Origin of the sequence: Paenibacillus sp. KS1 (assembly GCF_001680695.1) — a bacterium.
GTDB classification, from domain to species: Bacteria; Bacillota; Bacilli; order Paenibacillales; family Paenibacillaceae; genus Paenibacillus_B; species Paenibacillus_B suaedae.
On record NZ_MAIS01000024.1, the window covers coordinates 1 to 11882 of the forward strand.

Here is an 11882-nt window from a genome sequence, read left to right on the forward strand (position 1 = left end):
TCTATTTACACAAGATATTTTACGCTCTCCAAATCGTTTACTGAAATGAGTTTGATAAATGCAACTTTTATTAAATCATTAACTAATTTGTTTGTACGTTCTTCATTACTCTCCGCTCTACAATTGCAAGCCGTGTGAACAGCGCAACAGCTCCTGCTGCTAGACCGCTAATCAGTCCGATCCAATAGCCATACGCTTGCAGCTCTGTCCAATTCGCCAGTACATAGCCTAACGGTAGACCAATAATCCAATACGAGGCGAATGCGATCATGAACACGGCATTGACATCTTTATAGCCGCGAAGCGTTCCTTGCACCGGTGCCGCAACTGCATCAGACAGCTGGAAGAATATCGCGTACATCAGAAACGTCGATGTAATCTCACGCACACCCGCTTCCTTCGTGTACATGCCTGCCACTTCATTGTGGAACAAGAACAGAAATACCGCACAGAGCGAGGATAAGCCCACCGCTGTAAATATACCAAGTCTTGCATAGGTCTTCGCATCCTTGAATCGCTTAGCGCCTACCTCGAATCCAACGAGAATCGTTAATGACATCGCGATGCTCATCGGAAGCATGTATAATAATGAAGCAAAATTGAGTGCCGATTGATGTGCTGCAATTGTTGCCGTGTCATATTCACTCATGAATATGGTTACCATGGAGAAAATACTTACTTCAAAGAAAATCGATAATCCGATCGGCATCCCAATGCGAAGAATCTCTTTCCAATGGGTAAGCGATATCCCCTTCCAAGAACGAAACATGCCCATTTCCCGCATGCGATCGTTACGACGCAAAAATGCAAATGCGATGCATGTAATAACGAAATACGTAATTGCCGTTGCTATTCCAGCCCCTGCCCCACCGAACTGAGGAAGTCCCATTTTTCCGAAAATAAACAAGTAATTCAACAGCACATTAATTGGGAAGGACAGCAGGGTAATGATCATCGTAACCCGAGTTAAGCCAAGTCCATCAATGCTTGCGCGCATTACGGTATAAAGGAAGGATGGAATGACTCCGAATCCGATTGCAGTCAAATATTCTCTTGCCACCCGGTGAACATCCGCATCCAGCTTCATAATAGTAAGAATCGGATCAACCGCAAATATACCAATCCCAATGACAGCAGCTCCGAAGATGACCGCTAAATATGCTGCCTGGGTCACACTTGGAGCAATTAACTGCTTGCGTTCTGCTCCCATATGCTGCGCCACAATTGGCGTCACCGCAAGGAAAATACCGCTTAGCCCTGTGTATACGGGCACCCAAATACTCGTAGCGATCGCTACACCTGCTAAGTCAGAAGTTCGGTAGTTACCTGACATGACCGTATCAAAGAATGTCATCAGCTGCATCGCCACTTGCGTAACGAATATGGGCAATAAAATATGTAGCATTTGAATCAATTTTTGCTTTAATGAGTAAGTCTGTTTCATGTCTTCTTATCTCCTTGTATGCACAACTTTAACCATTGTAGCATCTCTCCCCATTGGTTTGAACAACTATTTGACCATTGACTCCTTTACGTGGGATCACTCGTTCATTACAATAGAAGGAGTATGGAAGGAGGTCTCTGCCCAATATGACGATTCAGAAGACGAGAGACCGTGCTGTGCTTCAGCACAAGCTGCCGTCCCTGCCCTGGTACGTGCAACAATTCATTGAATATAAAATGCCCGATTTATCTCCATCCTCCTTGTTGGAATATGTGCGGGACTACGAAATATTTCTGGGCTGGCTCGTGTCCGAGCGATTAACCGATGCGCATGATCAGAAGGATGTTACCTTATTAGATTTGGAATCGCTTCGCATGGAGCATATCACTTCGTTTCGCATTTATTTGACGACATACAAAGAAACAACCAATGCTCGTGTAACCGTGTCCCGCAAGCTATCATCGCTACGCTCCTTATTCCACTATTTGAGCCAAATTGCGGAGGATGAGAACTTCTACCCGTTATTGAAGCGCAATGTAATGGCCAAGATCGAAATCAAACGCGTGCATAAACCAAAAGACAGCGCCTCTAAGCTGAAGGGTAAGCTGCTTGAAGATAATGAGATTAACGGGTTCATTCATTATGTGCGGGATGGTTATGCCCAAGATGTAGCCAATAACAAACAAGCTGCATATGCTCATGCGCAGAATGCGGTTCGGGACGCTGCCATTGTCAGCCTAATCCTGAATTCCGGGTTGCGGGTTAGCGAAGTTGTGAATCTCAACATGGATGATGTCGATATGAACAACAAGCTCGTCTATGTATACCGCAAGGGTCATAATGATGAGACGTTCAAGACTCCAGTTTATTACCGTGACAGCGCAAGACAGGACTTGGCCGAATACTTGGAGGCTAGATCAACTCGGTATGCAGCGCCTAAAAAGGAAAAAGCCTTCTTCCTCGCGATCAAGAATGGCGAGAAGGAAGGAAACCGCATGACGAAGCGTGCTATTCAGCAGATGATTATTAAATATGCAAAGAGATACGGCAAGCCTGCTCTAACTGTACATAAGCTTCGGCACTCATTCGCCACAGATTATTATTTGCAAAATGACATCTACAAAACAAAGGAACAGCTAGGACACGCTTCGACAGAGACAACGGAGATCTATGCACACCTGACAGATAAGACGATGTCTGAAGCTATTGAGCGGCGGCAGGACGAGGAAGAGTAATCTCTTCTAATTTCCCCTGGAAGAATATCAGGAGGATTGGATGGGAAATCCATTGTGTACCAACTGTAATGAAATAGTATCAAATAAGAACCGCTCTTCTATCCTAGAAGAGCGGTTCTTATTTGCCTTCTGCTATCGCTTTCGGCGGAATATACTTCCCGAACCGGAACGAGTCTTCGGCGGTTTCGATTTTTTTACTTTCGGTGGATTATAACTTCCCCCGCTACCCCCTCGTGATATGGAGCCGCGATTGCTATTATCCTTCGGCTGCCTTGAGAAGAACCCGCCCCCCGTATTCTTCGACGTATCTGTCGAGGAGCCTCTGCGGAAGATGGATCCCTTGCGATCCACTGTCATTGGAGGAGCCTTCTTCTTATCCTCCACCGTAGGCTTTTGGTATGATTTCGTCGGCTCGTATGTACGACGCTCATTATAACCCCGGTACTTCCCATACCCGCTTATTGAATCGAACAGTGTATCGAGAAGCTTGTATTGCAGGTACATCTCCAAGAAGCTTCGATCATAATTCTGCCTTACGTATTCCTGTGAAGCCACTTCAATAATCGAATCTTCTGGTTTGTCCTTGTCGCGCTGCACCTGTATGAGCTCATTATCATAGACGAGAAACATTCGCTCATCGCTCTGTTCAGAAGTCTGCTTCGGCTTGCGTTTATCCGCAATCTCCTTGGCCACTTCAGGTACGGTCGTATTCTCAGCGCGATAAATATAGGAAGTGCTCTTACCATCACGACTAACAGACTCCAGCGGATACGTTTCCGCTACATCATACTGTCCACAAGCCGTTAGCAACGGAATCAGTAAGCTGAAAATGACAAGCCATTTGATTGAATCCAATCCGAATTTTCGCATAGGCGCCTCTTAAGAACCGCGCAGAATACGTACGTCGGCGGATATGACGGAATCTCCTTCATACAACTGGAATCGTCCATCCTGCCATTCAATGCGAAGCAGCTTACGATCATCGGCTTGATAATGCCACACGTACTGCTCCCCAGATACGCCAAATGGCGTTTGTCCTGTACACACGACTCTGCCGTTATATTGGTCTTCCATGTAATACCACTTACCATCCAGTTCAATTTCTGTAGGAACTTCCTCTACATCATCCAGACGTCCGTCAATAGAATCGTACAGACTATAATAGGCTTGCTCTCTTTGCTCCACGAATAAATATTTGATGTGTGATCCGTCTCTCAGTGTCAGCCATGCAGAATTGCGCATACGCCAATCTGTACGGCCAATAATTTCATAACTGACGAGTGAGATTTCACAAATATCCCCGGGGCCAAGCGTAGAGGGCGTTTTCTCTGGTTGAGGTGCTTCCGGCTTCGCCATAATATTTTTAATGCGTTTCCATAAGCTCATTAGTTCTGCCTCCTTCCTGTTGAACCCTTGTTATATGCAGGCTGCAATAATTAACGCGCCAACCACATGCAGCGAACCAGCCACGAGTGCATACGACATATTGCCTTGCTTCGTTCCCTCTTCCAAGTTCATGTTGAATACAGTACGGAACAACAAGCGGATTAGCAATTCTAGAATAAGCAATATGACAAATGAGAAGAGAGACATCAACAATGCCTCGCCTAAGCTGTAAGCGACACGAATAGAACTAGATAGAATATAGCCTTGCGAGAACAGCTTCATAATAAAGCGAGTCGTTACCGCTACATTGCCTTGTCTCATTTCATGGACATCCTTATAGCCTGTAAACAAGGAGTCTACAATCATGAGAATGAATAAGAGCACCGCTCCTATCGCTGTCCACACCGCAATACGCGGCACATTCTCCAGCAGAACTGACCAGTTTTCCAATCCGAAACTCAATTCGAATCCTCCCCCATTGCCCTTTGGACGAAAGCCTGCTTACACAGCAGTTTGTCCAGATTCGGCAATCTCGTGTAAAAGTGTGTTCTCTTCATTTTATTTCATTAACGAACCCATATACCTGTACAAGAATAAAGAAAGACGCTTGTAACACAGATAACAAGCGTCTTCTGTATCCGATTATTCGGCAGATTTGTCGTACTTCTTCATCAGAGCTGCCAATTCATCCTCGACACCTTTATCCTTCGTCAAGCTCGCGAACTCATCATCGAGCGACTTGCCTCCCGCTCCACGGATTTCGTTGCTTGCTTCTGCTTGAGCTTCCATTTGAAGCATTTTGTCTTCCATACGCTTCAAGCCTGACATCGCAGTATCGGAGCTGAATCCCGCCATCGCTTTGTTGATTTCCGTTTGCGCCTTCGCAGCGTTGAAACGAGCGACCAACGTTTCGCGTTTGTTCTTCATATCTGTGTACTGCTTGCGCATTTCTTCCAGCTTCGCGCGAAGAGCGTCTGCTGAAGCTTTGTTCTGATCATAGCTCGCTTTGTACTCGTTCATTTTCGCTTCTGCTGCCTTCTTCTCTTCCAGAGCGCGGCGTGCCAATTCAATATTGTCGGCCTGTACTGCAATTGCTGCTTGCTCAGCACGCTTGTTCACAAGTGCTTCTTGCTCTTCATAGGACTGCTTGAAGCGCTTCTCGATCGCGATCTGCTGGGCTACTGCACGTTCTGCTTCTTCCAAATCCTCTTGCATGTCACGTAAGTATTGATCTGTCATCTTAATTGGATCTTCTGCCTTCTCGATCAAGGCATAAATATTAGACATCGTTAAATCACGCAAACGTTTAAATACGGACATTGTATTGTTTCCTCCTTTGTGTGCATAACCATTGAAACAAAATACCCATCAGCTCAATATTATGTTTCATTACACATTCATACGAATCAGTTCTGAAGTTGTTTCAAAAAAACAAAAAAATCATATCTCTATTGTATACGGAAATGTGGAAAATTGTATACTCTTCTCGCTGCTTAAAGAAATCTTCATTCCATTCATACTTTCTTTACATAATGACTCGTAGGTAGCCATAAAAAAGAAGAAGATCAGGATTGCCCAATCTTCTTCTCCGTATTCTAACCATTGTGATTTAATCAAGGGTGGACAGCATAAGCAAAAATTGTGACCACGCATGATCAACAACTGCATCAATATGTGCCGAACTTAGATTATCATAATGTATCCCTGCACATACGGTAACCGTAGCCTGAAGCTGACTCACCGCTTGCTTAGCCATTGGCTCTGTCAGTACATATTCTTTATGCCCAGGAACTCTATTCGTCTGCACAACCCATTCGTGCTCATCCGTACTCGGATCCCTATATGCGGTAGATACCGCCCCAATATGCTCGTCTCCCCCGGCAATGATGAACAGGTAGTCTCGCCCAATTTTGCGATATTGAATGGTTATGTCTGCACCCGGTCGTTGCTCCTGCATGTATTCAGAGCCCCCCTTTAATGAAATACATTTGTCCAGAAGGCCTTACTTAATAATGCCGCGAATCTCATCCAGACTTTGAATGTTCTCCATTTCCATGAAGCTTAGAAGACCAGCAAGCAACTCTTCGCCAGCACGCAAGTTCATGAAGTTGTATGTGCCTACTTGAACCACCTCAGCCCCGGCCATAATAAATTCAATAATATCCGAAGCGGAGGCGATGCCGCCCATGCCCATGACGGGGATGGATACATGCTGGGACACCTGATGAACCATGCGCAGCGCTATTGGCTTAATAGCCGGCCCAGACAAGCCCGCGTACGTATTGGAAAAAACACTGCGCCGCTGATAAATGTCAATCTTCATTCCCGAGAACGTATTTACTAAAGAGACACAATCCGCTCCCTCGTCTTCACACATCACTGCCATTTCTACAATATTCTCAGCATTCGGCGATAGTTTCACAGCAAGCGGCAGTGAAGTGACTTGCCGTACTTCGCGAATAACCTCACGCGCAACGTCTGTTTTCACACCGAAGGCAATGCCGCCTTCCTTCACATTCGGGCATGAAATGTTTAACTCAATCATATCTACAGCCCGAACACGTGCTTTGCGCCGCTCTTCTGCATCCTTCGTTATCTTCAAGGCCCCGAGGACGTATTCTTCTATATTACTGCCGCCAAGATTGGCAATTTTCACGGGCTCTATCGTTTCCCAGAATACCATTTCCTCTTCCAAAAATGCATCGATACCAGGATTCTCAAGCCCAACACTATTCATCATGCCGCCTGGTGTCTCCCACACCCGAGTTCCGTTATTCCCTTGACGTGGATGTAGGGTGAGTCCTTTGCAGGAGATGCCCCCCAGCTTGTTAATATCATATAATTTGGCATATTCTTGCCCAAAGCCAAACGTTCCCGATGCCATCACGATCGGATTGTTGAACGGAATGCCGGCTACATTACAAGCTAAGTTCCGCATGCCATTCCACCTCCTCCGCCAAAAATACAGGTCCATCCGCACATACTTTGCGGTTGCCGTTTTTATTCTTTACTGAGCATACATAACAAGCCCCGATTCCGCATGCCATACGTTTTTCAAAAGATACATACACCTTCGTATCTAAGCCTTCTGCTTGCAAGGCAACTGCCTTCATCATTCCCAATGGACCACACACCAGCACATTATCGTATTTACTTAAGTCCAAGTCATCTAGGAGGTTGCCGTTTACACGGACAACCAACTCATTCGCGTAAGGTTCGTATGCTTCCGTTAAATAGGACTGCCCTCGAAAGCCAAGATAGATATCCGGTTTATCCAACTGCTTCGCCGTATATAATAAGGGTGCAATGCCAATACCGCCTCCGATAAGTGCAGTTCGTCCCTCCACTTGCGGAAAGCCATTGCCGAATGGCCCCTCTAGCTGGATACGGTCTCCATCACGCAGCTGTGCAATTAAACGCGTACCCTCTCCTGCAATCTTGTACAGGAACTGGATGCTATCCTTCTCCAAATTGCAGATGCTAATTGGACGAGACAGAATAGGTGCCGTATTCCAGGCTCGCAGCATAAAGAATTGACCCATGCTTGCTTGAAATTGACCCTCCACCGTCATGAGGTAAATGCCTTCAGAGATGCGTTCGTTGGAAAGAATCGTATACACAAGTATGCTCCTTTTTTCACGAGTAAGGACAGTCTGCATCCTTCTCACGTTTATTGAGATGTGCAGATTCCTGCTCGTAAGAAAAGCCCACATTCACAACCTTATGGATTGCTGCCTATATGGCCTATGCATAAGCTTTTCTCACCTTTACACTTCTACTATGCATGTTCTGGTTGACACCCCACTGTGACCCATGTCACATTAGCGTATGAATTATGACAATGGTTTCGCAAATTTTCAGAATATTAGCAAGAAGTTACAAGTGAACATCCTAACAATTATAGTCGATGAGATTATTTCCCTACCGTACTAGGTAAGTGGAAGGGCATATTTCTACCACCCCAAGGACATAACAAGAACATTGAACTGTTTATGGAATGGGGGAATGGCGCTATGCAACATTGTCGAATCTGCTTATCTGTACTATCCCTTTGTTTGCTCTGTATTACTGGCTGCTTCCATCGTTCGCAGGAAGCAACGCCTCCCATACCCAATCTTCCACCAAGCAAGCCAAATCAGTCGGAATCGATCCATTCATCAGCAGACAGTCTGTGGAGACAAGATCGCACTCATCCAGTACCACGTATCTTCAAGGCAGACTCTGTGAACATGCATTCCCCACATGCTAAGGAGAAGCAAGAGAATGCAGCTTCATCGGATCATCTTGAGATGCCTAAATTCACCATATCAGCTGAGCATAAAGAGCGTGATAACCAGAAAAGTCAGAAGAGAATGGAGTCGCAGCAGGCAGAGTCAGAATCTGGCCAGCAGAAGCAGCGCTCTTCCTCTTCGAATGAACGCCAGAACAAGTGGCAGAAATCAACCACGTCGCAATCTGCGGCGCAAGCTTCACAATCATCCCGCTCAAGTATGCATAAGATGAAGAAACAGCATCTCACGATTGCGGAACTGCGGTTGAAGTACCCACATATCTTTAAATTGAATGCGAAGCAGCGTCATGGAGAACGACAAGTTGCGCTCACCTTCGATGACGCACCGGATAACCGCATTACGCCGCTTGTATTGGATATATTGAAGGAGCACAATATCCGAGCCACTTTCTTTCTCGTTGGCTCTCGTGCCAAGGCATATCCAGGACTCGTCGAGCGGATGGTACGCGAGGGGCATGTGATCGGTAATCATTCGTACAATCATCCGTTGCTGACAAAGCTGACGCTTCCAGCTTTTGAACATCAGGTGAAGGATACTGAACGCATTATCGAGCAGTCAACCGGATATAAGCCTCGATACTTCCGGCCGCCATATGGAGAAATCAACGAAGAGCAATTGCGCTGGGCAGGAGATAATGGATACATGGTCGTCAATTGGGATGTAGATACGAACGATTGGAGAGGATTAACCGCTTCACGTATTTTGCAAAATGTGATGCGTGGGGTACGCCCAGGTTCCATAATATTGCAGCATGCCAGCGGAAGCACACAAAATGGGTATCTGCATGGAACCGTGAAAGCACTCCCATCGATTATTCAGCAGTTAAGGGAGCGGAAATATGAATTCGTCACCCTGCCTGATCTGCTCCAAGATCAGAAGGAAAAGAAGGAATAAGAAAACAAGCCCCGCCATAATGGCGAGGCTTGTTGTTCAATTGCTATTGTAAGTATTCATCTACATCTATATATAATAGTAGATATTATTTCAACACGTATACTTTAACGTCTTGCACGCCGAATGTGTTGCCTGTCTTCTTGCTTACCGGTACAAATATGTCAACCTTTTTCCCCTTGATTGCACCGCCTGTATCCGTAGCTACAGCAACCATACCGCCTGTCGGCAAGTGTTTGAAATCATATCCCGTAATATACAATTTCGTACCAAGCGGAATCACTTTTGGATCAACCGCAACTGTACCTAGTTTCAATGCATTACCCAATGCATCCACTGCGCCCCATTTGCCGTTTTCACTCGGATGAGCGGTGTAGGCTGTTGCACGCATGCTTATCGTTTTCTTGTATGTCGCTGTACGTCCAGAGGACAATTGAACTACATTTTTAGGAGCAGCTTGTTGTACTGCTGCTTTCTGATTATTCGAAGCCGTTTTGACTGCCTGTTCGTCATTTTTTGCTACACCCAAAGCATTATTGACTGGCATCCCTTCCAATACCGACTTTTGAACAACAGGGCTTGGAAGTTCGATGGAGAGTCCACCATACAGATTTTTCGGATTAATTGTCGGGTTTGCCGACAATACGGATTCAACACTCATGTTGTAATTCTTAGCAATTGAATAGAACGTTTCTCCTTCTTTTACCGTATAGGGCTCAGCCTGTGCCGGCAAAATTTGAAGAATGGACGCAAGTCCAAGTAAAGCTGCTGTAATCGTTAGTGTAATTCTTTTACGCATATGTTTTGTTTTCCTCCTGTGCATTAGCCTGCGGGGTTAGTTGTCGGATTCGGGTCAAGGAGTTCCCCTACGCCATTCCAAGTTGCGGAATAAGCGATTCACCCCAAGGTGTTCTCGTAATATCGAACACCGGTCAATAGTCCCCCGTACGGGTGTGTCGTTTCGGCTCGGATTGCATCATATCACAATTTTGTAACCTGTGCGCAGGAATATGATGGTAAGTCTCTGGAACCCGCGCCCCCCAATGGATTGAAGCTTCAAACTTTTTTTATTTCATAACAAATTTGTAATCAGAGATGACATTTTTGTAATCTTTCTGTTTCTATCATAGCACATATTTCAGATTTGTAAACGAAAACGCTTACATAATACAGCAAACAACAATAGGCACCCCCTAAGGATGCCTATTCGAACACCTATATATTTACAATACCTCTTTACAATACTCTGCTTAGAAAATCCTGCGTTCTAGCATGCTTAGGATGGTTAAATAATTGGTCTGGAGAACCTTCCTCCACAATATTGCCGCCATCCATAAACAAAATACGATCGCCCACTTCACGTGCGAAGTTCATCTCATGAGTTACGATTACCATCGTCATTCCTTCTCCGGCGAGTGATTTCATGACCTCAAGCACTTCGCCGACCATCTCTGGATCAAGCGCTGATGTCGGCTCATCGAACAGCATCACATGCGGCTGCATAGCAAGTGCTCGCGCAATCGCGATACGCTGCTTTTGTCCACCGGACAATTGTCTAGGGAATGCCTTGGCCTTATCCGCCAATCCAACCTTGCCAAGCAGCTCCATTGCTAGTTTATTTGCTTCAGCCTCTGGCACATGTTTCACCTTTATTGGGGCAAGGGTAATATTTTGCAGCACGGTCATATGGGGAAATAGGTTGAACGATTGGAATACCATCCCCATTTTTTCACGTGTTTTGTTAATGTTGTGCGACTTGTCAGTGATGCACTGATCCTCGAATCGGATATCCCCTTGTGTCGGAGTTTCCAGCAAATTAATGCAACGAAGGAGAGTACTCTTTCCGGATCCGCTAGGGCCTATGACTACAACCACTTCACCACGATCAATAGAGACATTTACCCCTTTTAAAATCTCCAATTTATCATACGATTTATGCAAATTTTGAATTTTAATCATGCTCGCTCAACTTCCTTTCCAAACGTGCCACCACTTTCGATAAAGTGAAGGTTAGAATGAGATAGATACACGCTGCTCCAATCAGTGGTCCCATCGCTGAATAAATTTTGGCTCGAACGATATTTGTCTCAAACATCAAGTCTGCAATCCCGATGGTGCTGACAATTGAAGTCTCCTTAATAATCGTAATAAATTCGTTGCCGATCGCCGGAATAACATTGCGGAACGCTTGTGGAAGTACGATCAAGCGCATCCCCATTGGTTTTGACATTCCGAGAGAACGAGCTGCTTCCAATTGACCGTGGTCGATCGATTGTATGCCGGCACGGAAGATTTCAGCCAAATACGCACCACTATTTAAGGATAGAGCAATCGCTCCAGATGTTAGTGCACTGAATTCTACGCCATACTCTGCAAGTCCATAATGAATAATGAATAATTGTACAAGCAGCGGTGTTCCACGGAACACCTCGATATAGGTGACAGCAAACCATTTAAGCGGCTTTATTTTAGACATTCTCATCAAGACAATGGCCACTCCCAATAATAATCCGAACAGAACGGATATCGCGGATAGCAGCACGGTTATGCCAGCACCGGATACAAATCCTAATTTATACGTCCATAACATGTCGAACCAATCGAACATGACAAACTTCCCCTTCCCTATCTATC

At 45.4% G+C, this 11882-nt stretch carries 13 protein-coding genes and 1 riboswitch; of the genes, 2 read left to right on the plus strand and 11 right to left on the minus strand.

Features of this window, described 5'->3' with window-relative positions; genetic code table 11:
- Positions 1-82: 82 nt before the first annotated feature.
- Positions 83-1444 carry an MATE family efflux transporter gene (locus BBG47_RS10185; RefSeq protein WP_065291657.1) on the minus strand — a complete coding sequence of 454 codons (1362 nt, stop codon included), beginning with the start codon at positions 1442-1444 and terminating at the stop codon, positions 83-85.
- A gap of 146 nt (positions 1445-1590) precedes the next feature.
- Here BBG47_RS10185 and xerS point away from each other — a divergent pair, with 146 nt between their 5' ends.
- Entirely contained in the window at positions 1591-2679 is a 1089-nt protein-coding gene (gene xerS, locus BBG47_RS10190) for a tyrosine recombinase XerS (RefSeq protein WP_021253856.1), read from the plus strand.
- A 132-nt stretch (positions 2680-2811) separates the two neighbouring features.
- On the opposite strand, the gene BBG47_RS10195 is transcribed toward xerS, so the two are convergent.
- The 7 genes from BBG47_RS10195 to BBG47_RS10225 all read right to left on the minus strand — a co-directional run bounded on the left by BBG47_RS10195 (position 2812) and on the right by BBG47_RS10225 (position 7685).
- The gene (locus BBG47_RS10195) at positions 2812-3549 is read right to left on the minus strand and encodes a DUF4247 domain-containing protein (protein WP_065291658.1); all 738 of its coding nucleotides are present in this window, start codon (positions 3547-3549) and stop codon (positions 2812-2814) included.
- 9 nt (positions 3550-3558) lie between these two features.
- Complete coding sequence (locus BBG47_RS10200) at positions 3559-4065, minus strand: DUF4178 domain-containing protein (RefSeq protein ID WP_065291659.1); 507 nt, start codon at positions 4063-4065, stop codon at positions 3559-3561.
- A gap of 30 nt (positions 4066-4095) precedes the next feature.
- Entirely contained in the window at positions 4096-4527 is a 432-nt protein-coding gene (locus BBG47_RS10205; RefSeq protein ID WP_021253859.1) for a DUF350 domain-containing protein, read from the minus strand.
- A gap of 180 nt (positions 4528-4707) precedes the next feature.
- Positions 4708-5385 (minus strand): PspA/IM30 family protein, encoded by a 678-nt coding sequence (locus tag BBG47_RS10210; RefSeq protein ID WP_021253860.1) that lies wholly within the window; start codon positions 5383-5385, stop codon positions 4708-4710.
- Between the two features lie 289 nt (positions 5386-5674).
- Positions 5675-6022, minus strand: a complete 348-nt coding sequence (lpdD, locus tag BBG47_RS10215; RefSeq protein ID WP_065291660.1) for a prenylated flavin chaperone LpdD — start codon at positions 6020-6022, stop codon at positions 5675-5677.
- Between the two features lie 45 nt (positions 6023-6067).
- Complete coding sequence (locus BBG47_RS10220) at positions 6068-7003, minus strand: dihydroorotate dehydrogenase (protein ID WP_065291661.1); 936 nt, start codon at positions 7001-7003, stop codon at positions 6068-6070.
- Positions 6984-7685, minus strand: coding sequence for a dihydroorotate dehydrogenase electron transfer subunit (locus BBG47_RS10225; RefSeq protein WP_065291662.1), 702 nt, complete (start codon positions 7683-7685; stop codon positions 6984-6986). The genes BBG47_RS10220 and BBG47_RS10225 overlap by 20 nt, the downstream gene beginning before the upstream one ends.
- A gap of 393 nt (positions 7686-8078) precedes the next feature.
- Here BBG47_RS10225 and BBG47_RS28930 point away from each other — a divergent pair, with 393 nt between their 5' ends.
- Positions 8079-9251 carry a polysaccharide deacetylase family protein gene (locus tag BBG47_RS28930; RefSeq protein ID WP_083189217.1) on the plus strand — a complete coding sequence of 391 codons (1173 nt, stop codon included), beginning with the start codon at positions 8079-8081 and terminating at the stop codon, positions 9249-9251.
- An 85-nt stretch (positions 9252-9336) separates the two neighbouring features.
- On the opposite strand, the gene BBG47_RS10235 is transcribed toward BBG47_RS28930, so the two are convergent.
- The 3 genes from BBG47_RS10235 to BBG47_RS10245 form a co-directional block, all read right to left on the minus strand.
- Positions 9337-10047 carry a 3D domain-containing protein gene (locus BBG47_RS10235; protein WP_021253865.1) on the minus strand — a complete coding sequence of 237 codons (711 nt, stop codon included), beginning with the start codon at positions 10045-10047 and terminating at the stop codon, positions 9337-9339.
- 9 nt (positions 10048-10056) lie between these two features.
- Positions 10057-10225, minus strand: a riboswitch (cyclic di-AMP (ydaO/yuaA leader).
- A 259-nt stretch (positions 10226-10484) separates the two neighbouring features.
- Positions 10485-11207, minus strand: coding sequence for an amino acid ABC transporter ATP-binding protein (locus BBG47_RS10240; protein WP_065291663.1), 723 nt, complete (start codon positions 11205-11207; stop codon positions 10485-10487).
- Positions 11200-11856, minus strand: a complete 657-nt coding sequence (locus BBG47_RS10245) for an amino acid ABC transporter permease (RefSeq protein WP_021253867.1) — start codon at positions 11854-11856, stop codon at positions 11200-11202. The genes BBG47_RS10240 and BBG47_RS10245 overlap by 8 nt, the downstream gene beginning before the upstream one ends.
- Positions 11857-11882 lie beyond the last annotated feature (26 nt).